Origin of the sequence: Halorientalis sp. IM1011 (genome assembly GCF_001989615.1) — an archaeon.
Lineage (GTDB): Archaea > Halobacteriota > Halobacteria > Halobacteriales > Haloarculaceae > Halorientalis.
On record NZ_CP019067.1, the window covers coordinates 3029062 to 3052253 of the forward strand.

At 66.9% G+C, this 23192-nt stretch carries 29 protein-coding genes; 17 read left to right on the forward strand and 12 right to left on the reverse strand.

Translation table 11 applies throughout. The features are described 5' to 3' along the window. Positions 1-77: 77 nt before the first annotated feature. From BV210_RS15685 to BV210_RS15695, 3 genes are all read left to right on the forward strand, one after another. Positions 78-542: a pyridoxamine 5'-phosphate oxidase family protein gene (locus BV210_RS15685; RefSeq protein ID WP_077208087.1), complete on the forward strand. Its 465-nt coding sequence runs from the start codon at positions 78-80 to the stop codon at positions 540-542. Then, a complete protein-coding gene (locus tag BV210_RS15690; protein WP_077207554.1) occupies positions 542-811 on the forward strand; it encodes a hypothetical protein in 270 nt (89 codons plus the stop codon). The genes BV210_RS15685 and BV210_RS15690 overlap by 1 nt, the downstream gene beginning before the upstream one ends. 125 nt (positions 812-936) lie before the next feature. After that, the gene (locus BV210_RS15695) at positions 937-2142 is read left to right on the forward strand and encodes an inorganic phosphate transporter (RefSeq protein ID WP_077207555.1); all 1206 of its coding nucleotides are present in this window, start codon (positions 937-939) and stop codon (positions 2140-2142) included. 14 nt (positions 2143-2156) lie between these two features. Here the strand turns inward: BV210_RS15695 and BV210_RS15700 are convergent, their stop codons facing one another. After that, positions 2157-2585: a universal stress protein gene (locus BV210_RS15700; RefSeq protein WP_077207556.1), complete on the reverse strand. Its 429-nt coding sequence runs from the start codon at positions 2583-2585 to the stop codon at positions 2157-2159. Positions 2586-2700: 115 nt separating this feature from the next. Between BV210_RS15700 and BV210_RS15705 the strand changes: the two genes are divergently transcribed. Next, positions 2701-3675, forward strand: coding sequence for a J domain-containing protein (locus tag BV210_RS15705; protein WP_077207557.1), 975 nt, complete (start codon positions 2701-2703; stop codon positions 3673-3675). Here BV210_RS15705 and BV210_RS15710 read toward each other — a convergent pair. After that, positions 3672-3872, reverse strand: a complete 201-nt coding sequence (locus tag BV210_RS15710; RefSeq protein WP_077207558.1) for a hypothetical protein — start codon at positions 3870-3872, stop codon at positions 3672-3674. The genes BV210_RS15705 and BV210_RS15710 overlap by 4 nt on opposite strands. Before the next feature lie 129 nt (positions 3873-4001). Here BV210_RS15710 and BV210_RS15715 point away from each other — a divergent pair, with 129 nt between their 5' ends. Further along, positions 4002-4889 carry an alpha/beta hydrolase gene (locus BV210_RS15715; protein WP_077207559.1) on the forward strand — a complete coding sequence of 296 codons (888 nt, stop codon included), beginning with the start codon at positions 4002-4004 and terminating at the stop codon, positions 4887-4889. 219 nt (positions 4890-5108) lie between these two features. Here BV210_RS15715 and BV210_RS15720 read toward each other — a convergent pair whose 3' ends face one another. After that, entirely contained in the window at positions 5109-5564 is a 456-nt protein-coding gene (locus tag BV210_RS15720) for a hypothetical protein (RefSeq protein ID WP_077207560.1), read from the reverse strand. A 75-nt stretch (positions 5565-5639) separates the two neighbouring features. Beyond that, positions 5640-5999: a hypothetical protein gene (locus tag BV210_RS15725; RefSeq protein ID WP_157526068.1), complete on the reverse strand. Its 360-nt coding sequence runs from the start codon at positions 5997-5999 to the stop codon at positions 5640-5642. 173 nt (positions 6000-6172) lie between these two features. Between BV210_RS15725 and BV210_RS15730 the strand changes: the two genes are divergently transcribed. Beyond that, positions 6173-6505, forward strand: a complete 333-nt coding sequence (locus tag BV210_RS15730; protein WP_077207562.1) for a DUF3784 domain-containing protein — start codon at positions 6173-6175, stop codon at positions 6503-6505. A gap of 50 nt (positions 6506-6555) precedes the next feature. Beyond that, a complete protein-coding gene (gene hisD / locus BV210_RS15735) occupies positions 6556-7827 on the forward strand; it encodes a histidinol dehydrogenase (RefSeq protein WP_077207563.1) in 1272 nt (423 codons plus the stop codon). 62 nt (positions 7828-7889) lie between these two features. On the opposite strand, the gene BV210_RS15740 is transcribed toward hisD, so the two are convergent. Then, positions 7890-9056 (reverse strand): hypothetical protein, encoded by a 1167-nt coding sequence (locus tag BV210_RS15740; protein WP_077207564.1) that lies wholly within the window; start codon positions 9054-9056, stop codon positions 7890-7892. A gap of 208 nt (positions 9057-9264) precedes the next feature. Here BV210_RS15740 and BV210_RS15745 point away from each other — a divergent pair, with 208 nt between their 5' ends. Next, on the forward strand, positions 9265-9624 hold the full coding sequence (locus BV210_RS15745; RefSeq protein ID WP_077207565.1) for an iron-sulfur cluster assembly accessory protein: 360 nt from the start codon (positions 9265-9267) through the stop codon (positions 9622-9624). On the opposite strand, the gene BV210_RS15750 is transcribed toward BV210_RS15745, so the two are convergent. Both BV210_RS15750 and BV210_RS15755 read right to left on the reverse strand, forming a co-directional pair. Next, positions 9621-9821 carry a dodecin gene (locus BV210_RS15750; protein ID WP_077207566.1) on the reverse strand — a complete coding sequence of 67 codons (201 nt, stop codon included), beginning with the start codon at positions 9819-9821 and terminating at the stop codon, positions 9621-9623. The genes BV210_RS15745 and BV210_RS15750 overlap by 4 nt on opposite strands. A gap of 218 nt (positions 9822-10039) precedes the next feature. Continuing rightward, a complete protein-coding gene (locus BV210_RS15755; protein ID WP_077207567.1) occupies positions 10040-10759 on the reverse strand; it encodes a hypothetical protein in 720 nt (239 codons plus the stop codon). Between the two features lie 102 nt (positions 10760-10861). Here BV210_RS15755 and BV210_RS20340 point away from each other — a divergent pair, with 102 nt between their 5' ends. Then, positions 10862-11008: a hypothetical protein gene (locus BV210_RS20340; protein ID WP_169302358.1), complete on the forward strand. Its 147-nt coding sequence runs from the start codon at positions 10862-10864 to the stop codon at positions 11006-11008. 274 nt (positions 11009-11282) lie between these two features. Here the strand turns inward: BV210_RS20340 and BV210_RS15760 are convergent, their stop codons facing one another. After that, the gene (locus BV210_RS15760; protein ID WP_077207568.1) at positions 11283-11561 is read right to left on the reverse strand and encodes an amphi-Trp domain-containing protein; all 279 of its coding nucleotides are present in this window, start codon (positions 11559-11561) and stop codon (positions 11283-11285) included. 220 nt (positions 11562-11781) lie between these two features. Between BV210_RS15760 and BV210_RS15765 the strand changes: the two genes are divergently transcribed. Next, positions 11782-12057: a PadR family transcriptional regulator gene (locus BV210_RS15765; protein ID WP_077207569.1), complete on the forward strand. Its 276-nt coding sequence runs from the start codon at positions 11782-11784 to the stop codon at positions 12055-12057. A gap of 69 nt (positions 12058-12126) precedes the next feature. Here the strand turns inward: BV210_RS15765 and BV210_RS15770 are convergent, their stop codons facing one another. After that, positions 12127-13344, reverse strand: coding sequence for an AI-2E family transporter (locus BV210_RS15770; protein ID WP_077207570.1), 1218 nt, complete (start codon positions 13342-13344; stop codon positions 12127-12129). A gap of 94 nt (positions 13345-13438) precedes the next feature. Between BV210_RS15770 and BV210_RS15775 the strand changes: the two genes are divergently transcribed. From BV210_RS15775 to BV210_RS15790, 4 genes are all read left to right on the forward strand, one after another. Then, positions 13439-14707 (forward strand): MgtC/SapB family protein, encoded by a 1269-nt coding sequence (locus tag BV210_RS15775; RefSeq protein ID WP_077207571.1) that lies wholly within the window; start codon positions 13439-13441, stop codon positions 14705-14707. Between the two features lie 73 nt (positions 14708-14780). Beyond that, positions 14781-16109, forward strand: coding sequence for an aminotransferase class III-fold pyridoxal phosphate-dependent enzyme (locus BV210_RS15780; protein ID WP_077207572.1), 1329 nt, complete (start codon positions 14781-14783; stop codon positions 16107-16109). A 68-nt stretch (positions 16110-16177) separates the two neighbouring features. After that, positions 16178-16402, forward strand: coding sequence for a hypothetical protein (locus BV210_RS15785; RefSeq protein WP_077207573.1), 225 nt, complete (start codon positions 16178-16180; stop codon positions 16400-16402). An 81-nt stretch (positions 16403-16483) separates the two neighbouring features. Continuing rightward, positions 16484-16768: a hypothetical protein gene (locus tag BV210_RS15790; protein ID WP_077207574.1), complete on the forward strand. Its 285-nt coding sequence runs from the start codon at positions 16484-16486 to the stop codon at positions 16766-16768. Between the two features lie 31 nt (positions 16769-16799). Here the strand turns inward: BV210_RS15790 and BV210_RS15795 are convergent, their stop codons facing one another. From BV210_RS15795 to BV210_RS15805, 3 genes are all read right to left on the reverse strand, one after another. Further along, a complete protein-coding gene (locus BV210_RS15795) occupies positions 16800-17462 on the reverse strand; it encodes a 2,5-diamino-6-(ribosylamino)-4(3H)-pyrimidinone 5'-phosphate reductase (protein ID WP_077207575.1) in 663 nt (220 codons plus the stop codon). Positions 17463-17542: 80 nt separating this feature from the next. Then, positions 17543-17803: a hypothetical protein gene (locus tag BV210_RS15800; protein ID WP_077207576.1), complete on the reverse strand. Its 261-nt coding sequence runs from the start codon at positions 17801-17803 to the stop codon at positions 17543-17545. Continuing rightward, positions 17800-19374 (reverse strand): Na+/H+ antiporter NhaC family protein, encoded by a 1575-nt coding sequence (locus BV210_RS15805; RefSeq protein ID WP_077207577.1) that lies wholly within the window; start codon positions 19372-19374, stop codon positions 17800-17802. The genes BV210_RS15800 and BV210_RS15805 overlap by 4 nt, the downstream gene beginning before the upstream one ends. A 145-nt stretch (positions 19375-19519) precedes the next feature. Between BV210_RS15805 and BV210_RS15810 the strand changes: the two genes are divergently transcribed. Genes BV210_RS15810 through BV210_RS15820 form a run of 3 tightly spaced genes read left to right on the forward strand, consistent with a single transcriptional unit; the run spans position 19520 to position 23183 of the window. Beyond that, complete coding sequence (locus BV210_RS15810) at positions 19520-20794, forward strand: Single-stranded DNA binding protein (protein ID WP_077207578.1); 1275 nt, start codon at positions 19520-19522, stop codon at positions 20792-20794. After that, on the forward strand, positions 20791-22437 hold the full coding sequence (locus BV210_RS15815; protein ID WP_077207579.1) for a hypothetical protein: 1647 nt from the start codon (positions 20791-20793) through the stop codon (positions 22435-22437). Before BV210_RS15810 ends, BV210_RS15815 begins: the two co-directional genes overlap by 4 nt. Next, positions 22437-23183: a metallophosphoesterase gene (locus BV210_RS15820; protein WP_077207580.1), complete on the forward strand. Its 747-nt coding sequence runs from the start codon at positions 22437-22439 to the stop codon at positions 23181-23183. The genes BV210_RS15815 and BV210_RS15820 overlap by 1 nt, the downstream gene beginning before the upstream one ends. Positions 23184-23192: the final 9 nt, after the last annotated feature.

Genomic DNA, 23192 nt, shown 5'->3' on the forward strand with positions numbered 1-23192 from the left:
TCTCGGATAGTCGATTGATCCGCTATTCGACAGACGGCGAGCGATTGATGGCCGTTCGGAGTATTGTGTGTGGCATGATGACCATCGACGAACTCGGGGCATACGGGCTCGAACAGTTGACCGACGACGAGATCGAGGCCTTCCTCGGAAACCGGCGGATGGGGGTGCTGGGACTTCCCACCGGGAACGGGCCGTACATGCTCCCGCTCTCGTTCGGTTTCGACGGGTCCTCGCAGCTGTATTTCACGTACGTTCGCAGCGGCGAGAGTCGGAAGGAGCGGTTGAGCGAGCGGGCCGAGCACGCCAGCTTTCTCGCCTACAGCGCCGAATCGCCGTACAACTGGGAGAGCGTCTTCCTGACGGGGCGACTTGACGAGGTGCCCGAGTCCGAGTGGGACGACATCCACGACCTGCTGGCCGATGCGTGGCGGCCGGGGGTAATCGAGGAGGCCGCGGCCAGCGCCGACATCGCGGTCTACCGGTTCCTGATCGAGGAGCGAAGTGGCGTCAAACACACTGGTTTGCCTCCCGGGTTCGACTGATGTTCGATCCGTTCGGTGTCATCGAGGAAGAGGATTTCACGGAGCCACCCGAGGGCCTTGAGGACTCGATTTCGCGGGCCGACGCGGCGACGTTCTGGGGATTTATCGCCGCTGCTCTCCTCGCACAGGCGGGGTTGTTCGCGGCGAGTCTCGGACTCATGTACGGTGGCTTCCGCGGGCAGTGGACGCTCGGCGTCCCGCTGGTCGCTGGTGGACTCGTCGCGATGGGGCTCGCCACGGGCATCGTCATCTGGCACCGACGACGCTGATTCCGCCACGAAGGTTTTGACCCCCGCGTACGAACGGTCTCCGATGCACGAGGCTCGACACCGCCCGCCTGCCGCTGGTCGCGACTGCTACGACACCCTCGACGCTCCCGGAGGTCGATGACTCGGTGGTCGAACTCGTCTTCTGGGGACTGGTCGCGTTCGCGACGCTGACGGGGCTCGTGACGGCCTGGACGCTCGGGGCCAACAGTAACTCCCCGCCCTTCGCGCCCGCGATCGGTGCCAACGCCATCTCGACGATGCGGGCGGCCTTCCTGATCGGCATCCTCGCCTTCCTCGGCGCGCTCACGCAGGGCGGGAGCATCTCCGAGACGGTCGGTGCGGGGCTGATCGACGGCGTCGCGTTCACATCGCTGGCGGCGACCGCTGGCCTGCTGACCGCCGCGGGGTTCATGGCGTTCGGGATCTACTCGGGCTATCCGGTGCCTGCTGCGTTCGCGACGACGGGTGCGATGGTCGGCGTCGGACTCTCGCTGGGCGGTGCACCCGCCTACGACACTTACCAGCGGATCGGGCTGTTCTGGGCGCTCGTCCCGCCCGTCTCGGGTGGCCTGGCCTACCTCACCGCGACGATCCTCAGGCGCGACGATATTCCCGAGACGGTCGGCGTGCCACTGCTCGCCGCGGTTGTCGGTGGCATCGTCGCGCACGTCCAGCTGAGCATCATCCCGTCGCCGACCGGCCAGCCCCAGGGATCGATCGCCGGCTACGCCGCCGGGACCGCTGCCCGGACCGGTGTGGCGGGGGCCGAACTCGCCGCCACCGCGGTCGTGACCCTCCTGCTCGCGGCCGGGGGCTTCCAGCTGATCCGCCGGGAGACGCTCGAGTCGGTGGACCGCGGAGTGAAAGTGTTCCTCGTCGCGCTGGGCAGTCTCGTGGCCTTCTCCAGCGGGGGAAGTCAGGTCGGACTGGCGACCGGCCCGCTCGAAAACCTCTACCAGGTCGAACTCGGACTGCCGGGGATCGCGTTGCTGTCGGTCGGCGCGGTCGGCATCCTCGGCGGGGCGTGGATGGGCGCACCGCGGTTGCTGCAGGCTACCTCCCGGGAGTACGCGCAACTCGGCGTCCGCCGGTCCATCGCCGCGCTGGTTCCGGGGTTCGTCATCGCCCAGTCGGCCATCGCGCTCGGCATCCCCATCTCGTTCAACAACATCATCATCTCGGGGGTGATCGGGGGCGGCCTCGCGGGCGGTTCCGCCGGCGTCTCCCGCCGGAAGATCGGCGTGACGCTGACGTTCTGGGTCCTGACGCTCGTCACGTCCGTCGGTATCGGGTTCGGGCTCTATCGGGTGCTGGCGGTCGTGCTCGGGTAGGGCGGTATCGTCGATCAGCGAACGACCGTCACCGTGACGGGGGCTTCGCCGACCACGGTCGTCGCCACCGTCCCGAGCAGGCGGTCGGCGAGACCGCGTTTCTCGCCGCCGTGGCCGCCCATGACGACGTGGTCCACGTCGTATTCGTCCACGTACGCGAGGATGGTCTCGGCCGGATCACCGGTTTCGACGGCGGTGTCGAGGTCGCGTTCGGCCTCGTCGGCTCGTCGACGCGCCCGGTCGATCAGATTCTCGGCGCGGTCGCGGGCCGTTTCCTGGCGGTCCGCTCCCGGTTCGAGGACGCCACCCTCGCTCATGGACGTGTCGAGCGGTGTGACGACGTTTAGCACCGTCACCGGACAGTCGAAGGTATCGAGCGCGTGGACCAGTGCGTCGTCGGCCAGCGGTGACCCGTCGAGCGGTACCAGCACGTGCGAGGTCATACCGGCCGTACTCACCCCGGACACAAGTAGTCCGGCGGTGGGGACGATTCACGGGTGGAACCTTGGTGAAATTTTAACCTTCAGGGGAACGAACTACTGCCAATCAGGCATCCGCATGGCGGAGACGTTCTACAGCGTCCTCGGCGTCGAGTCCGATGCCGACACCGAGGCGATACGGGACGCCTACCGGGCCCAGGTCAAGGAGACCCACCCGGACGTGAGTGACGACGACGACGCCGCCGACTCCTTCAAGCGTCTCACGGCCGCCCGTGACGTGCTGGTGGACGAGATGCGCCGACGCCGGTACGACCGCGTCGGCCACACCGCCTACGTCCGCGACCACCTCGACAACCCCGCCTGGTCCGCCGACGTGTCGGATTCCGACGACCGTTCGACCGGATCGGAATCGGGTGGATTCGCAGATGATACGGGAACCAGCGATAGCGGCGGATCGGCCGGCCGGACGCGCTCGTCGGGACGCAGTCCCGGTGACGACTCGAACGCGGAAAATTACCAGCGCTACCGGTCCAGCCACGCCGACACCGGTACGAGCGGACGCGACGGGACGGGTCGGACGGGGCGACGGCGACGAACGGAGCGAACCGGTCGAACCACCGGACCCGACGCCAGTAGCACCGACACCGGCGGAACGAGTGCCGGCGGAACCGACACCGGCGGAACCGACACGGACGAGTACGGTAGGTGGTCGACGGACAGGGGACAGGACTGGGCGTTCTCGGGGTCGTCGACATCGACGGCGACCGGTGGACACCGTGCGGACCCACGCGATCGGGCGCGGGCCGACGGCTGGCAGGCAGCACACGCGTCGACCAGCGCCTACACTCCCTCTGGATACGAACCGACCGCGACGGCGGCCGACGACGTGAGTGTCGGGACCCTGCGCGACGCGCTCCGACAGGTTGGTCCCTGGCTGGCCTTTCACTTCGTATTCCTGATCAGCGCCTTCGTCACCGTCTGGCTGATCATGACCTGGATCCCCTCCGTCCCCATGCTGTTCGTCTCGCTCCTGTTGCTCGGGGCGACCGTCTTCTTCTCGGTCCTCCACATGGTCTCGCAGGTGTACTCCTAGTCGGCCTCCATCCCCTCGGCGACGCGGCGGGCCTCGACGACGCTCACGTCGCCGTTCTCCGTCCAGTCCAGTTCGTTGTAGATAGTGCAGTTGCGACACTGATCGCTGAACACGTCCGTCTCCGTCGTGACGTTGCGGCTGTCACACACCTGACAGTGCCAGACCTTCGTCGCCCCCCAGACGAACTCAGAACCCATATCTGACCCATCGACGGCGACAGCCAAAACTCCCCGGCAGACACACGTCAGACGCCCACAGCGTATAAAGACATGGCTGTGTGGGGCATAATTTATATATTAAATCGGTCGGTTCGAAAATGTGGCACAATGGGACGTGGGGACGAATCGACACGAGTCACGAGACGGACGTATCTGCACACAGTTGGAACCGGGGCGGCTGCCGCGGTCGGGTTGGGGACGGCGGCGACCGGGACGGCGGGGGCGTTCGAGGATTCCTACGCCGGCCGGATACTCACGCGAAATCACTTCATAGCGCAGTTGTTCCTCGGTGTCGACCTGACGAAGGGGAACACGCGGACGAACTACGGGACCAGCGGGACGATTCCGGGGCTCACCGACGACGCCTCGCCGTCCGAACTGGTCGTGTTCGTCCACCGGTACGACAAGGGACTCACGGGCGCACTGGAATCGCTCCGGGGCTTCAACGACGCCGTCCGTTCGGCAGGGTACGACGAAGCGCTGATCGGGCTGGACTGGGACGCAGACGAGGGTCGCTGGAACCAGACCGTCGAGATCGCGGACCGAAACGCCGACAAACTCGGGACGTTCGTCCGTGACTACCAGGACGAAAATCCGGACACGGACGTGCGGCTGGTGGCACACGGCGGCGGGGCCAAAACCGTCGCGGAGTGTCTGGAGTTCTTCATGGATCGGGGGTACGACACCTCGGTCACGTCCGTCGACTTCCTCGGCGGCGCGATCGACAACGACTCGGTCGCGACCGACGGGCAGTACGGGCAGGCCATCGCCGAGCACTGCGACACCTGTCGCAACTACTACAAGACCGACGACGAGTTCCTCGGGTGGACTTACACCCTGAAAGAGTGGGACAGGGCTGTCGGCGACACCGGTGCGGAGGGCGAGACCCCCGACAACTACGAGGAGTACGACGTGACCGACGACGTGAGCGACCACGACAGTTTCCCGCTGCCCGACGACGGGTGCGTGTCGGCCGTAGTCGACAACTGGAGCTAGTGGACTCCGGGGCCACGGCTCTACCGAAACCCGTCACCGTCGCCGTTCGACTGGGTACGTCGAACGTCGGTCGTCCGGTCGCGTAGGATGACCCTGTTTCGTGAGCGGATAGCGGGTAGTCTTCGCGTACTGGCCACGGGCGGTATAAGGTCCGGTTTCGACACCAGAACGATAGACGGCGTTTATCCACGTCTCGGTCGTGCCTTCCGACCGGGTCTTCTAATGAGTCCAGACGATCAGCGAAAACAGAGACGCAGTGAGCGACAGGGTTACCGACAACAACAGGGCCAGTTCACAGGTCAACAGGGTCAACAAGAGCAGCAGCGTCGGCAGGGACAGCAGACTCAGCAAGGGCAGCAGGGACGACAGGCTCAGCAAGGGCAGCAGGGCCAGCACGGACAGCAAGGGCAGCAGGGCCAGCACGGACAGCAAGGGCAGCAGCCACAATATGGTAAACAGGGACGACAGAACAGGCAGCAGGATCAGCGAGGTGGGTCCCAGTACGGCGGCACACAGGGACGTGGCCAGCAGCGCCAGCAACCTGGTGGGCGACATCAGCAGGGCCAGCAACGCCAGCAGGGACAGCAGCAGGGGCGACAACAGAGACAGCAGCAGGGGCAGCATGGACAACAGCACGGTCAGCAGCCACAGCAGGGACAGGCCGGCCGTGCTCACTCACAGGAGTTCCATCGACAGACACACCAGCAGTCCCAGCGACAGCCCCAGGGCTCACAGACCGGTCAGTACCAGTCACAGGGCGATCAGCAAGGTCGACAGCCCAGCGGTCAGCAGAGTCGACAGTTCGGTGGGCAGCAAGGTCAGCACCAGCAGGGCCAGCGACCCGGTGGGCGACAGGGGAGCCAACAGGGCCAGCAAACGGGCGGCCGACACACTGTGCAGTCCCGGGGTCCTGCCCAGCAGGGGCAGTTCACCGGCCAGCAGGAACAGCAGGGAGGACAGCGACAACAGGGCCAACAGAGAGGACACCGACAGCAGGGCCAGCAACGCCAGCAGGGTCAGCAGGGCCAGCAACGCCAGCAGGGTCAGCAGGGCCAGCAACGCCAGCAGGGTCAGGAGGAACAGGGTAGTCGACACGGGCAGCAGGAGCAACGAGGCGGTAGCTCCGGTGGGCTGACCCAGGAGACTCGCTCTCGCGGCGAGCAACACTCCTCCCAAACGCAGGAGCGCGACGAGAAGGGGCAGTTCACCGGGTCGCACTGACCGGGATCGCCCAACAGTCACACTGAGTAACGCTTTTTCCTCCCCCGGCCGAACGGTCGACTATGTTCGGACTGCCCTCCATCGCGATCGAGTACCTCGGTGCCGGTGCGCTCGTGATCGCGCTCGGCTACCTGATCAGGTACCGCGAGTGGACATTTCTCATCGCCGGCTACGACGATACCTCGCCGGTGCCCTCGGACGTGGCCGCGAACATCGTCGGCAACACCGTCCTCCGTATCGGGATCGCGGCGCTGGTAGTCGGACTCACGTTCGCCGTCACCGACCCGCCGGCCATCCTGTCGGGGATCTTCGCTGCCGTCGTCGTGCTGGCGGTCGCCCGCCTGCTCTACCGACTGAACACGTACAGCCCCGACGGCGCCGACACGCCCGCCTGAACCGGCCCCGACTTCGACAACCGTTTTTCCCTGGCCCGACGAGGAGGTGTATGAACGTCCGGGAGATTTCGGAACTGCGGCCCGACGAGCGGGCGGCGATCTTCGAGCGCGACGCCGGTATTAACGAGATCCGCGACGACGTGCGAGAGATCGTCGACCGCGTCAGCGAGGAGGGTGACGTGGCGATTCGGGAGTTCTCCGAGGAGTTCGACGACGTCTCGGTGGGCAACCTCGACGTGACCGACGCCGCCGAACGCGCCGTCGAGGAGATCGACGACGAGATTCGCGAGGCCATCGAGACGGCCGCCGAGAATATCCGTGCGTTCCACGAACGACAGGTCCCCGACGACTGGCGCGAGGACTTCGACGGCCGGGAACTGGGTCGTCTGTTCACGCCAGTCGAGCGCGCGGGCGTCTACGTCCCCGGCGGCACCGCCGCCTACCCCTCCAGCGCGCTGATGGGCGTCATCCCCGCGAAGGTTGCAGGTGTCGACCACGTCGCCGTCGCGACCCCGCCCGCAGAGGAACTCAACCCCGTCACGCTCGCGGCCATCGGGATCGCTGGCGCGGACGCGGTGTATCAGGTGGGCGGCGCGCAAGGGATCGCCGCGCTGGCCTACGGGACCGAGACAGTCGACCGCGTCCAGACCGTCGTCGGGCCGGGCAACCGGTGGGTGACGGCCGCCAAGGCCGAGGTCCGTGGCGACGTGGAGATCGACTTCCTCGCCGGTCCGAGTGAAATCGCCGTGCTGGCCGACGAGACGGCCGATCCCGAACTGGTGGCCGCGGACCTCGTGGCCCAGGCCGAACACGACACCCACGCCTCCGTCGTCGCGGTCACGGACGACCCCGACACGGCCGAGGCGGTCGCCGAGGCCGTCGCGGAACAGGTCCCCGGTCGCGAGCGCGAGGAGACGATCCGGGGCGCGCTCGACAACGACGAGAGCGGCGTGTTCCTCGCGCGGTCGATGAGCGAGGCGGTGCTGTTCGTCGAGGAGTACGCCGCCGAACACCTGGCTATCGTCGCCGACGAGGACGAGGCCCTGCTCGACCGCATCGACAGCGCCGGCAGCGTCTTTCTCGGCCCCTATTCCCCGGTCGCGGCCGGGGACTACGCCAGCGGCCCGAATCACGTCCTCCCGACCGGGGGCGGTGCGCGTCGCTACGGTGGGCTCTCGGTCGACACGTTCCTGCGGTCGACGACCGTCCAGCGACTCGACGAGACGTCACTCGACAGTCTCTCGGAGACGATCACGACGTTGGCGGAGGCCGAGGGGCTGGAAGCACACGCCGAAAGCGTCAGGAAACGGTTCGAGGAATAGCGGCCGATTCTGCGAACGCGGTCGGGAGTCTGACGCTGCGATTCACGGACGTCGAGTCGGCGCTACAGGGGCAGGTGAGCGAGGACGTCCCCGCTCTGTCCGTCGAGATGGTCGAGTCGGTCGCCGAGCAGTTCCCGGAGGAGGATCACGAGGGCGTCGTCCTCGCCGTTCCCCACGAGCGCGTGTTCTCCGCTTTCGCCGACGGTGCCGAGCATGACCGACTCGCGGTCGGCGAACACGAGCCGACCGAGCCGGTCGCGGGTCGGCGGCAGATCGATCCAGTTCCGCTGTGGCTCCCAGATCGTCGCGCCCGGTACTTCCTCCCTGATCGTGTCCCGGACTGCCTGCGTCTGCGAGCCGAGGTAGACGTCGACGCCACGGTCGATGGCGTCCCGGAGCCCGTCGAGACACGCCGGGTCGAGCAGGCCGTCCGTCGTTATCATCACGAACAGTTCGTCGTCGGCCCGGTCGAACAGCGACTGGCCGTGGCCGACGATGGCGTCTCGTCCTTCGAGCGTCCGAACGCTGGACTCGGCCGTCCCGGTAACGCCCTCGTCGACCGTGTCGTCGGGTGTATCGCCGTTCCGGACCGGAATCAGCTCCTCGACCGTAGTGTCGTCGAGGGGGAGTCCCTCGTAGACCAGGTATCGGTCGTCGCTGCGCTCGTCGTCGGCGATCACACCTGCATCGGCGAGTTTCGGGAGGTGCGTGTGGAGCAGCGAGATCCGGGCGTTCCGGTCGCTCGTCTCACTGATCGCGGACACCAGGTCGTCGACGGTCGCCTCTCCCTCGGCACGCAGGTACTGGATCACGAGTCGCCGGTGCTCCGACGCGAGCAGATCGAGCGTCGTCATCGTGTCCGCGGGCGAGCCGTCGATGTCGAGGATCCGTTCGACGATGCCCCTTCCGACCTCGGTCCTGTACGCCGTCCGGACGGTCGTCCCGGAGCGGTCGACGAGGCCGGCCGATTCGAGCGCCGGGAGGTGGTCGTGCTGGAGTCTGACGAGGGCCCGCTCGTGCTGGTCGTCGGAGACGGTACGCAGCGGGACGTCTGCTTCCTCGCTGGCCACCAGCGTCGCGAGTTCGGGTTCCGTGACGCCGCCACGCCGTTCGTCGAGCAGTGAGAGTATCCGTCGACGTCGACTGTCCGCGAGGACCGTGAACAGCTGTGACGTGGTCCGCGGCTCGGCCTGGTCGGTTTCCAACTGGACCGGTGCTTTGCTGGTCATGTAACTATACCTTTCTCGGTAGCGGGGTTGACTCTGCTGCCAAAACGATTAGGGAGTCCCGATGGCGAACCGCCCGACTCGACCGAATACGCCGGTAATAGTGCCCTACGCCCCGTAACCGCGGCTGAAGCCCTCACCGAGCGTACCACTCGGGCACGGAGACGCCGCCGGCAACACAGTTAACACCGTTCGCCGAATACGTTCGTCCATGAGCGGAACCTCTGCGGCCACCGAGACGGAGATCGAGGTTACGGAAACCGCGGCCGAGGAGGCGGTCCGGTTGCTGGAGAGCGAAGAGATGGACACAGACGTGGCCGGACTGCGCCTGTTCGTCCAGCAGGGCGGCTGCGCCGGGCTCTCCTACGGCATGCGATTCGACTACGAACCCGAAAGCGAGGACACGGTCTTCGAACACCACGGTCTCCGCGTGTTCGTCGACGAGGCCAGCATGAACTACATCGAGGGAAGCGTCCTCGACTTCGAGGACGGCCTGCAGGGCGAGGGGTTCCACGTCGAGAACCCCAACGTGGTCTCGGAGTGTGGCTGTGGCGAGAGTTTCCGGACCTAGTCGGCCAGCTCGAAGGCCACCTCAACCTCCGCCTGGTACTCGCGATTTTCCGCGGCCGCGATCTCGACACCCATCTCCTCTACCTCGACCCAGTAGACGTTGTCGAGGGTGTTCTCCGCACGGTCGACCGCGTCGTCGACCGCCGCATCGAAACTCTCCGAACTCGTACCGATCAGCGTGATTTTCTTGAAAACCATAGTTGTCGTTCCCAACGGCGACCGCTCATTCGTCGCTTGCTGTGTTAAAACTTGGCACGGGGGCGAACCCTTTTGTACGGAACCGTGACCAGTCCGGCCCGTGCGCTGACGGTCGACCGGCACGGTCGAGGCGGGTGTGCGATCCGCCGTGTCGGGGCGAAACTGGATCGCCTGCTCGCTATGGCGTGCAGCGGCGGCTCGATCGGCTGGACGCAGTGTCAGGCGTCCGGATCGAGGTTGTCGAGGTGGTGTCGTGCCTGCGCCAGGGCCCCTTCGTCGCCCTCGGAGAGATAGTGGCCGACGGCCTGTGCGGCTCCAATGAGCGCCTCGCTATCGGCCAGTGACACGTCGCCGTCGAGGGCCTCGACGCGCTTGCGGTGCTCGCGCAGCGAACCCAGGAGGTCCCGTGCGAGTTCGTCGGGTTCGTCGTCGAGGTAGGTCCGAAGATCGCCGTGGTAATCGTCGACGGCACTGGCGTAGGCCAGGCCGCGAGCAGCGCGCATCGACTCCGGCACGGCCGACGGGCCGGGCCGTTCGCCCTGATCGGCACCGCGTAGCAACTCCAGCACGTAGTACTCCTCCTCGTCGTCGATCCGCATGCTGTGGTCCAGTTGCGTCGCGGCGTGGGCGAGTTCCAGCGCCGCGAGGTAGGCACCGTCAAGTGCCCGAAGTTCGCCGGCGTCGATGAACCCCTGCTGTCGGACGTACTCCCGACACCGCTCGGCGGCGTCTGCAGCCAGTTCGGACAGTGGGTCGTCGTCGATGCGGTTGCGCACGTCGGTCAGATCGAGCGACACGGCGCTCGCGGTGTGTTCCGTCCGGTCGTCGACGCCGACGCTCCGGAGGCTCCCACACTCGGGGCACTCGACGCTCCCGGTGTCGTAGTACGACCAGCGCGTCCCACAGGACTGACACTCCCGGTCCCCGCGGATCTTCATACCCGACCCTTTCGGTGCCAGCCTCAAAACTGGCCCGCTCGCGCCCCGTTTCGGCCCCAGTGAGTGTGAAAATACTTCCCTCTCCTGGCCCTGCACTCGAATATGCGCGACGAAGAGGAGATCCGCGAGCAGTACGAGTTCCTGAAAGAACAGCTCGACGACGAGAACATGAACCACCAGGGCGTCAGACAGATGTTCACGTACTACAAGCGGGCTCTGGGGTGGGTGCTCGAGGAAGAGTATATCTGATCGGTCACTCTACTCCGCCGAGAGTCGACGGCTGGCTAAGACTCGGACACAGAAATTGAAAAATAACGGCAAACGGCGAAACGGCGAATAGGATTGGCGTGGCCGGTACATTTAAGTGATTATGGCTACTGCGTTCAGGTGACGCTTCGCTTGGAGGGCCGAAGCGTCAGCGGGGACCAATTCAGGGCGGCAAGCAACCACGCGGGGTCTTTTCACCTCCGCGTGGTTCGCTTTCCATTCGACGTGTACTACGACCGAAGAGTTACAGGATTACTTACTCGATACTGAGCGATCCGTCGGAGCCACTGGTATCTTCGTCCCACTCGAGTTCGAACTCGATACTCAATTCGCCGGGCGCGTCGGTCGGCCCCTCTCGTTCGGCTTTGACCTCGAATTCGACGTTCGCTGGCGGTTCCATCGTGACGGACTGGTCGCCCGCTTCGAGGGTGATCGGTCCGCCGTCGTCCAGTTTGTCGGCCACCGTCCGCAGGTAGGTCGCGACGTCTTCGCGGCTCTGTACGTGCTCGGTCTCGAACAGCACTTTCTCGGGCATAGATTGACCGTACACCACCGCGGCAGATAAACGTGGCAGTCGGAGACCTACCGGCCGAAATGTAGCGACACGTCAGAGAAACTCAGCGATAAGTTCGGGACTGTTTCTCCGATGTGATACGACGGAATCCGCACGAAATACCCCTCCAGACCCCTATGGACGTATCGAAGTTCGATATGTTTATGATATTCCGACACTAATTGGGAGATGGACATTACCGATGTACGACCTGACGGGATTCCAGCGTGACCTGCTGTACGTCATCGCCGGCCGGGAGGAACCACACGGGTTGGCGATCAAGGAGGAACTCGAAGAGTACTACGAGAAAGAGATCCATCACGGGCGCCTCTATCCGAACCTCGACACGCTCGTCGACAAGGGGCTGGTGGAGAAAGGCCAGCGCGACAGGCGGACGAACTTCTACAGCCTGACGCGACGCGGACGGCGGGAGATCGACGCCCGACGCGAGTGGGAAGAACAGTACGTCGACCTCTGAAACGGCTGGCGTGGTGTCGGGTCACGGATCTGTCGGAACCTGAGACCGAGGGGTCTCGTTCCCTTCGGGCTAGCGTGTTTTCGGTCCGTCGTCGCTGTTCGACGCCCCGTCTACCGGCTGGTCGGCCGGTGACGGATCGTCCGCATCGTCGTGGCTGCCGTCGACGCTATACTTCGGATCGTCCGGTGGTGGCGTCGTCTCGGTCCGCGTCAGGTACGTCGGATCGACGGCGACGGGGCGAATCGTCGCGCCCGAGAGTAATTCAGGCAGGACGATCCGGGCAAAGTGAAACACGAGGACGAGGATGATCGGGCCGAGAAAGATGCCGTGCCAGCCGAACAGCAGGGGACCGAGGATGTACGAGAACATGACGAGCCCGATGTGGAGGTTCCGCCCGGAGACGTACGGGCGGAGGATGAAGTCGGGCAACAGGTCGACGACGACGATGGTCACGCCAGCCACGAGCGCGACGAAGCCGAAACCACCGTCCTGCAGATAGGCCGCGTAGCCGAGATACCCCAGCATCGGGACGTAGATGATCTTCATGCCCACGACCGGGATGAGGCTCGCGACGCCGGTCAACACCCCCAGCAGTGCCGGGTAGGGGATCTGCAGGCTCGGCGGGCCGAGGAGGTTGAGCAGGTTGAACGAGATGGCGCCGATCGCGCCGGTGATGATGGCGTTGAGGATGTTACCGAAGAAGATGCTCACGAAGTCCTGGTCGACCGCTCTGGCGTACGTTTCGAGGACGCCCCGTTCGTCGCCGAACTGGATGAACCAGCGCGACAGCCGACTGCCGTCCTTGAGCATGTAGTACGCCAGCGCGAACATCACGAAGAGGTGCAACAGGCCGGTGCCGACGAATCCGATATAGTCGAGTGCGGCGAGGAGCGTGCTCTGTGCGGTTTCGACGCTGCCCTGTTCGATCAGCCCCGCGGGGTTCTCGACGATGTCGGAGACGTTGACGTACGGTTCGATCAGCACCATCACCGGCCCGAGTTGGTCTCCGTTCAGTTTGTCCAGTTCCTGGAGGGCTATCGCGATGGTGTACGCGAGTAATGCGACGGCAGGCAGCGCGAAGACGGCGAGCGAGAGAACGGCTGCGACGCTACGACGACGGATCCGTCGGCGGATGCGCTTGTACGCCGGTCGCGTCGCGTAGTAGATGAAGATGGCGAACACGAAGGTACCGATGAAAGCGTGGACGACGTAGGCGACGATGAGGCCGAACACGGCCGCGAGACCCCACCAGAACGCTCGCGCCCGGTCGACGTCGAGATCGACCATACCCCCCGTTTTTCACCTTACCTAATAAGAACCGCGGAGGGCGCGGTGGGCGGCCGCCGTGGTACTTAACCGGCTCAAGGGCGTAGCCCGACGGGTGAATCTCCTCCTGCAGACGATCCCTGCACCGCTCGACGCCGAGGTGACGCGCCTGGTGCTGGCGGCGGCACTGGGGATGTTCCTCGGGCTGGAACGGGAGTGGTCACAGAAGACGGCCGGCATCCGGACGTTCGCCCTCATCGGCCTGCTCGGTGCCGTCTTCACCGTCGTCGGGGTCGAACTTCTGGTGGTCGCCGGAGCTGTACTGGTGATCGTCCAGGGCGTCGTTCTTGCGGTTCAGGGCCTCCTCTCGGAGGAAGAGGGGCTCTCGCTGACCACCTCGGTCTCGATGCTCGTCGCGTACGGGATGGGGGCGCTGGTCGCCCGCGGATACGTCCTCGAAGGCGTCACGGTGGCCGTCGTCTCGTCGCTGGTGCTGGTACTCAAGCGCGAACTCCACAGTTTCGCCTGGGGGCTGTCCCACGAGGAACTCCAGTCGGTGACGGAGTTCGCCATCCTCGCGTTCGTCGTCTATCCGCTCCTGCCGGCCGGGTCGCGGAGTCTGACTGTCTCCTCTCTCACCGTGTCGCTCGAACCGCGTGTCGTCTGGCTGATGGTGGTCACCGTAGCGGGGATCGGCATCGTCAACTACGCCGTGGTCCAGACCTACGGCGGACGCGGGATCGCAGTGACGGGCTTTTTCGGCGGGCTGGCCTCCTCGACGGCGGTGGTCGGGACGATGCTCGATCACGTCCGCCAGCACGACCGGGCGACCTCCTACGCGGTGGCCGCCGTGTTGCTGGCCGACGCGGCGATGGCGTTGCGGAACCTCGTCATCGCGCTCGTGTTCACCCTCCAGTCCGGGGTTCTGCTGGGCGCTGTCGTCCCCCTCGGGGCGGTCGTGCTGGGGAGCGTCGCGGTGGCCGCCTACACCGCCGACTGGCGCGAGTCCGTCGACATCGACCTCCAGAGCCCCTTCTCCCTGCGGCAGGCGCTCGGGTTCGGAGCCATCTTCCTGCTGATCGTCCTCGCGGGCAGCGTCGCCCGCCAGCTGTTCGGCACGGCCGGGTTCTACGTGACGGCGGCCATCTCGGGGCTGGTGTCGAGTGCGGGCGCGACGACTTCGGCGGTGGTGCTCTATCGCGGCGGGTCGCTCACCGGACCCGAAGCGGTGTTCGCGATCCTGCTGGCGACGGCAGCGAGCATCCTCGTCAAGGCGGGGCTGACCGTCGCCAGCCCGAACCGGGGGTTCGCCTACCGGGTCACCGCCTGGAGCCTCGCGCTCATGGCCGGCGCGACCCTCGTCACGGTCGCGATAACCGCCTGACCACCGCCCATCGAGGCGGCGACCGGGTGTGACCGGACGAACTACTTATCGGATCGGCTACCGAATTGTTAGCATGGACCGGGACAGTGTCGAGCCCGAGGTCGAGGAGTTGCCGGGCGAGCGGGCCCGGGAGCAGGTCGCCTACCACCACGAGACGGCCGCGCCGAGCACCTACGTTTACGAGTTCGTCTGGGATCACACGGCACCCGCGGCGGGACCGTTCTGCACGGACGTGGACGGGAACGTGCTCATGGACTTCACCGGCCACGTCGGGGCGGCCCCGCTGGGCTACGACAATCCGACCCTGCGGGAGCGCCTCGCCGAGTTCGACCCGACCGACCCCACGAAGATCGCCGGGCAGGACTTCTACGCCGCCAGCGGCCCGGTCGGCGAGGCACCGATTCCCGGCCCTGCCGACCTGATGGACCGCCTCGTCGACGTGACCGACCACTACGGTATGGACACCGTCTTCCTCTCGAACAGCGGCGCGGAGGCCGTCGAGAACGCGATCAAGATCAGCTACGACCACACCGCCGGGAAGTACGCGATCACGTTCGAGGGGGCCTTCCACGGCCGGACGCTGGGGGCGCTCTCGCTCAACCGCTCGAAGGAGGTGTACCGCCGGCGGTTCCCCGAAATCGCCACCGTCCACGACGTGCCCTTCTGTTCCGACCGGACTTGCGACCCAGAGACCTGTGGGTGTGGCTTCTTCCTCGAGGACGGGTCCCGCCTCCGGCGGATGCTGGGGCCGGGAGGGTTCGTGAATCCCGACGAGGTCGCGTACGTCATCGTCGAACCGGTACAGGGCGAGGGCGGCTACCGGTTCCCCAGCGACGCCTTCGCGGCGGAACTGGCGGCGGTGGTCGACGAACACGATCTCCTGCTCGTGGCCGACGAGATCCAGTCGGGGATCGGTCGAACGGGGGAGTTCTGGGCGGCGGACCACTACCCGTTCGACCCCGACGTGATCGCGGCGGGCAAGGCGCTCCGGGTCGGTGCCACGATCGCCAGCGAGGACGTGTTCCCCGACGAGGAGAGTCGCCTCTCCTCGACGTGGGGCGCTGGCGACCTGCTGGCCTGCGCGCAGGGCGCGATCACGATCGACGTGATCCACGAGCAGAACCTGATGGACAACGCCGTCGAACGCGGTCGGCAGTTCCGGGAAACGTTCGAGGCCGGACCGGCCATGACCGACGTTCGTGGGAAGGGACTGATGCTGGCCGTCGAGTTCGACACGAAGGCGCGACGCGACGAGGTGATGGACGCGGCCTTCGGCCGCGGTCTGCTCACGCTCGGCTGCGGCCGGAAGACCCTGCGACTCCTCCCGCCGCTGGACGTGACCGAGCGGGAGATCGACCTCGGTGCGACCCTGCTGGCCGAGGCCGTCGCCGCGGCCGACTGACTCCTCGTTCCACTGCAGTCCCCGATGTCTGACGAAGATTTACAAGGTGTGGTGTGGTACCGATTAGCATGTCTTCGGAGCCAGCCGGAACGGACGACGGTGTCGCGCCGCGGGAACAGGAGTTCACTGTCACGCGGAACAACACGTTCGAGTTCATGCCGGGCCCGCTGACCGGCATCTCCTGTCCCTGTTGTTTCAAGGACATGCTGCTGAAGGACGTGATCCGAGCGGGCGAGTGCAACAGCTGTGGCGCGGACCTGGAGCTGACGCTGACGGCGCGGGACGCCGACTGATGGCGCAGCGGTGGTCGTTCTCGGTACGATCCGCCCTCCCGGACCCAACAGACCCTTTAGTCGGGTCCCCGAAGCAGGGCCATGGCAGACACTGCGACGCTGACGATCGAGACCGAGGACGGCACCAGCGACGAACTCGAAGTCCCGACGGGACTGCTCGACATGCTCCGGGAGAGCGATGAGACCGACCCCGAGATCGTCGGCGACATCGCGATGATCGGCATGGCCCAGCGCATCCACGGCGCGATCCACCACGCGCAGGGCGAACCCGGCGAAGACGTACAGGCCGCCGAAGACGTGACGATGGATCTCTTCGAGGAGCGGTTCGGTCAGACCTTCGCCGACATGACCGGCCACGACCACTGAGCGGCGAGCCGACCAGTAGATTTCCGCGTTTTCAGACTACGTCCCACTCCAGCAGCGCGCCCGCATCCAGTCGCTCGACCGACCGGAGTTCCAGTTCGGGGAACGCCTCGGTGAAGCCGTCGCCGTCGGCCAGCGTGGGGGCGTCCCGGCCGCCGATCACTTTCGGGCCGACGAACACGGAGAGTTCGTCGACGAGTCCCTCCTCGACCAGCGAGAAGATGAGTTCGCCGCCACCCTCGACCATCAGCTGGTCGATCCCCTCGCCCTCCAGTTTGCCGAGCGCGGTCGTCAGGTTCACGCGGTCCTCACCCGTCGCGAGGACGGTCGCGCCGGCCTCCTCCATCTGTTCGACGAAGTCCGTCGGTGCGGCCCGGCTCACGAGGAGATAGGTGTGGGCGGCACCGTCGAGCACCGTGGCGTCCGGTGGTGTCCGGACGCGGGAGTCGGCCACGACGCGGGCGGGGTTCGCCGGGTCGCCGCGCTCCCCCCGTGCCCGTCGTCGGTCGGCGCTGTCGACGGTCAGCGACGGGTCGTCGGCCAGGACCGTGCCGACGCCGACCATGACCGCGTCGCTGTCGGCCCGCAACTGGTCGACCCGGTCGAAGTCGTCGGGTCCGCTGATCTCGATCTGCGTCCGCTCCCGCGAGGAGAGCTTGCCGTCGGCACTCATCGCGGCGTTGACGACCACGTGCATACCCCACCGTTCCGGTGGCGTCGACAATTCCCTTACGGAACGCCGGGAGTGCGATGCGGTGGCCCTGCAGGTGCGACCGCTCAGAACGTCGCGGTCCCGACCACGTCCAGCAGTTCCGCCTCGCCGCGATGGGTCTCGGCGTCGAAGTCGGTGACGCGGATGCGGACCTTCGCGTCGGCCGGCACGTCGTCGTCGAGTTCGAGGACGGAGTCGCCGATCCGGACGACGCTCGTTCCGCCGTCGGCGTCGGTGACGTAGGCGAGGAGTTCCTCCCCCGGCTCGAAGACGGGGGCTCGCGTCCGGAACCGCCAGCCGGCGAGGTACTTCTCGCGGAGGCTCATGCGCGCTCCACCTCCCCTGATTCGCGGTCGGAGACGTATTCACGCCCGAAGCCAGTCCAGGCGGCGATCAGGAAGGTCGCCACCAGCAGCCAGCCGTGGAACACGTAGGGCACGACGGCGACGGGGTTGACCATCATGCTCGGCTCGAACCAGGCGTACTCCTCTGGGAGGCCCTGCATCGCGGCGACGCCGACCAGCACCCCGCCGGCCCACGGGAAGATGTAGCCCAGCGCGGAGGTGTTGGCGTCGAGGATGTTCGCCCGACGGTAGCCGTTGAGGTTGAACCGCCGGCCGATGGTCGAGACGTAGGGGGCGATGGCGATCTCCGCAGCGGTGTTGATCGTGATCATCGCGTTGACGGCGGCCGTCCCGAGCACCATCGTCGTCTCGGCGCGGGTGACGGTCGTGGCGACTTTCGAGAGCAGCCACTCCTGGAGCGCGGCGAAGCCACCGCCACGGATCATGATGCGCGCGCCGGCGACGATCAGCAGGGTCAGGACGATCAGCGGGAAGAAACCCTCGGCACCGCTGTAGAGGCTGCCCGCGACGCCCGGCGACTCGCCCGAGCCCGCGACCTCGACGATCGGGAGCCACGAGGCCGCCTCCGCCACGCCCGAGCGGGCCGGCGCGCGAAAGAGGAGCATGTCGGCCGGGCCGGCGAGATCGAACACGAGATTGAACGCGATCGCGACGATCAGGCCCCAGGAGATGGCCTCGACGATGTGGCGGCCCCGGACGGCGGTGGCGATCACGACGCCCATCGAGACCAGATGGAGGAGTCCGGCGGGGTTTGCGCTCTCGACGAAGATCTCGCGGGCTTGCCCGGCGACCTGGATGCCCTCCATGAGGTTGCCGGCGACGACGTAGGCGGCGAAGGCGACGATCGCCGGGACGATGGCGTACTTGAACCGGGAGGCGACGACGCCGCCGATGTCGGCCTCCTGGGTCACGGCGCTGACGATGGTCGTGTCGCTGACGGGTGCGAGGTTGTCGCCGAACACTGCACCCGAGAGGATCGCGCCGAACACGAGGACCGGGCTCGCGCCCAGCAGGACGCCGGCCGGGAAGAAGAGGGTCGTGAACGCGACGGCGGTCCCGTAGCCGGTGCCGATGCCGGTCGCCAGCAGTGCGGCGAGGACGAAGGTCGCGGCCGGGAACAGCGCGGCCCCGATGTCCAGCGCGCTCGCGGCCCAGACGAGGCCGTCGACGAAGCCGCCGGCCTGCAGCGTCGAGGCGAACATTCCGGCCCACAGCCACGCGACGATGGCCGTCGCCGCGACCCGCTGGGTCATCCCCTCGAAGATGGTGTTGGCGTACCCCTTCCAGTCGCCCTTCACGAACAGCATCCCGGTGATGAGCGCGAGGAGCATGCCGATCACGAGCCCGGTCGTGTCGGAGATGCCGAACAGGCCGCTCTGGACGATGGCCCAGACGATGAACAGGCCGATGGGTAGCGCACTGACCCCCTTCCCACCGTAGAACTCGATGGTTGCCTCGTCCTGCTGGGCGATTTCTGCCAGTTCCGTCTCGTACGGTTCCTCGCCGGTTCCGGCGTCGTCGCTTCCTGCCATTGGTTTCCATTCACACACCTCCGACACAAGCCTGACGGTCGGCCGGGTCGACGCGGGAACGTCGCCGCTCGAAACCGGGTGGCGGGATACCCGCCCGCGGCCGGGCACGACACGATTTTTATCCCACCCTCCCGAACGGGCGGGCATGGAGTTAGACGACCATGCCGAGGACCTCGCCTCCGACCTCGGCGTCGACAAAGAGGAGGTCAAATCCGACCTTGAGAACCTGGTGAGCTACAGCGTGCCCGTCGACGAGGCCAAACAGAGCCTCCGCCGGAAGTACGGCGACGGCTCCACGGGCTCGACCGGCGCGCCCAGCGCCGTCGACGTGGCCGACGTGTCGCCCGACGACTCGAACGTCACCGTCACGGCCCGCGTGCTCACCGTGGGGAAGCGCCCGATCCACTACCGCGGCGAGGATCACGTCATCTTCGAGGGCGAACTCGCCGACGAGACCGGGAAGATCTCCTACACCGCGTGGGAGGACTTCGGCCTCGAAGCCGGCGAAGTCGTCGAGATGGGCAACGCCGGCGTCCGCGAGTGGGAGGGCAAACCGGAGTTGAACCTCGGTGAGAGCACGACCCTCTCGCGAGTCGAGGAGGACATCGCCGTCGACTATCCGATCGGTGGCGACGCCGACCTCGCGGACCTCTCGCCCGGCGACCGCGGTGTCGACCTCGAGGTCCAGGTCGTCGAGTGCGAGGCGAAGACCATCGACGGCCGCGACGGCGAGACCGAGATCCTCAGCGGAACGCTGGCCGACGAGAGCGCACGACTCCCCTTCACCGACTGGGAACCCCGCCCGGAACTGGAGGAGGGTGCTTCCCTCCGCCTCGAAAACGTCTACGTCCGGGAGTTCCGCGGCGTCCCCTCCGTCAACCTCTCGGAGTTCTCCCGCGCCGAGACGCTCTCCGGTGGCGTCGAGGCCCGCGACGACCCCGAACGGCTGCCGATCCGCCATGCCGTCGAGCGCGGCGGGGCCTACGACGTGGAACTGGTCGGCAACGTCATCTCGATCCGTGACGGCTCCGGCCTCATCGAGCGCTGTCCCGACTGCGGTCGCGTCATCCAGAAGGGCCAGTGCCGGAGCCACGGCGCGGTCGAGGGCGAGGACGACCTGCGGACCAAGGCCATCCTCGACGACGGCACCGGCACCGTGACTGTGGTGCTTGACGCCGAGTTGACCGCCGAGGTGTACGGCGGCGGTCTCGACGACGCCAAAGAGCACGCTCGCGACGAGATGGACCAGTCGGTGGTCGCCGAGGCCATCGCCGACAGCGTCGTCGGCCACGAGTACGCGGTCCGGGGCTCGCTGTCCGTCGACGAGTACGGCGCGAACCTCGACGCGACCGCGTTCGCTCGGAGCGGGGACGACCCCGCCGAGCGTGCGCGTGACCTGCTCGCGGAGGTGGACGGATGAGTTCGAGCGATGACGACGGCGACCAGGGCGGCGCGGGCCGCCGCGAGGTCGCCTATCGGATGTTCGCCGCCGAGTACGACGACGCCGACTTCTCCTACTCGGAGAGCGACGAGGAGCGCGCCCCGAACTACGTGGTCACACCCAGTGGCGCGCGCGTCAACCGGCTGTTCGTCGTCGGCGTCCTGACGGAGGTCGAACAGGTCAACGAGGACGTGCTGCGCGCCCGCATCGTCGACCCGACGGGCGCGTTCGTGGCCTACGCCGGGCAGTACCAGCCCGACGAGATGGCCTTCCTCGATCGGGCCGAGCCGCCGACCTTCGTCGCGCTAACCGGGAAAGCCCGGACCTTCCAGCCAGACGATTCGGACACCGTCTACACCTCGGTTCGACCCGAGAGCATCAACGAGGTCGACGCGGAGACCCGCGACCGCTGGACCGTCGCGACGGCCGAACGGACGCTGGACCGCGTCGAGACGATGGCTGGCGCGCTCGGCCGTGAGGAACGCGGCGACGATCTCCGGGATACCCTCGTGGCGTCGGGTGTCGACGAGGGGCTGGCCGCCGGGACCGCGCTCGCGCTGGAACACTACGGGACGACGCCGACGTATCTGGACGCGCTCCGGGAGACCGCATTGGACGCAGCCCGCGTGGTCGCCGGGGACGTCGACGAGGTCGACTCCCTGACCGTCGCGCCCGGAGACGAGGGGTCCGTCACGGTGGCCGATCTCGACGGACTGGAGATCTCGGCCGCTGGAGCCACTGGGACCGCGGAGACGGCCGAGACGACTGAAACCGCTGAATCCACGGAGACCGCCGAACCCGAGACGACGGCGCCGACGGGCGACGAGTCCGGCGGCATCGAATCCGACGACGTGGAGTCGACTACCGTCGACACCGAACCGTCCAGCACGGAGGCAGAACCGGAGACCAGCGACGAACCCGAAACGGAACCGGTCTCCGGCGACGCCGGGACCGAGACGCCCGGCGTCGAAACCGACGAGGAGCCGGCGAGCGAGCCGGAACCGACCGAACCCGTCGAGACCGAGCCGGAACCGGAAACCGGATCGGCCGACGACGACATCGGTGACTTCGAGCCGACCGGCGACACCGAAGCCGGCGACGCCGGCGCAGACGACGAGGTCGGGGACTTCGACCCCGGCGAGTTCGAACTCGACGAGGACGAACGCGAGGAGATCGAGGAGGAGTTCGGCACGGACTTCTCCACCGGGACTGAGGTCGGCGAACCCGGCGATGCCGACATCGAGACGGCCGATCCGGAAGAGATCGAGCAGGGCGAGCCGGCGACCGACGCCGAACCCGCCGAACCGGCGACCGACGAGTCAGAGGCGGACGAACCGACCGAGGCTGCTGACTCCGAGGCGGCAGAGGAACCGGCGGACGCCGAATCTGTGGCGGACGAAGCGTCCGCGGACGAACCCGCCGAGGACGTGGACCTGGAAGATGCGGTTATGGACGCGATGAACGATCTCGACGACGGCGACGGGGCCGACCGGGCGGCGGTGATCGAGCAGGTCACCGACCGGACGGGAGCCGACCCCGACGCGGTCGAGGAGGCCGTGCAGGACGCGCTGATGGACGGGCGCTGTTACGAGCCCGACGAGGCGACGCTCAAGGCCATCTGATGGCGGTCGAACCGGTGCCCGGCGAACCCGCCGCCGTCGCCGACCTGCCGGACGAGCGGGCCCTGTTGATCGCCGACTATCACGCCGGCCTCGAAGTCGGCCTGCGATACGACGGCGTGGAACTCCGGAGCCGCGCCGACGAGCGCCGCGAGTCGGTCGTGGACCTGCTCGACCGAACGGACGCGGACCGACTGATCGTCCTCGGGGACCTCAAACACGCCATCGGCGGCCCCGGCGGCGAGGAACGCGAGGAGATCGAGACGCTCCTCGAGGCCCTCGCCGTACCCGTCACGGTCGTCAAGGGCAACCACGACGGCGATCTCGCCGATCTGCTGGCGGAACGCGACGGCGTCGAGATCACGCCGGGACACGGCGTCCGCCTCGGTGAGGTGGGGCTGGTCCACGGTCATACGTGGCCCTCGCCGGACGTGCTCGCCGCGGAGGTGATCTGTATGGGCCACGAACACCCGATGATCCGACTGGAAGACGAGGTCGGCGGTGCGCGGGCCGAGCGCGCCTGGCTCCGTGGCCCGCTCGACCCAGCACCGTTTTCGGAGTTCCACGACACCGACCTGAATGCCGACGGTGAACTCGTCGTCTTCCCGTCGTTCAACGATCTGACGGGGGGGACGTGGACGAACGTCGCCGGCCAGGAGTTCCTCGCGCCGTTCCTCCCCGAGGGCTTTCGGGGGGCACAGGCGTATCTCCTCGACGGGACGCGACTGGGCGAGTACAGCCGCGTGTGAGGGGGTCGC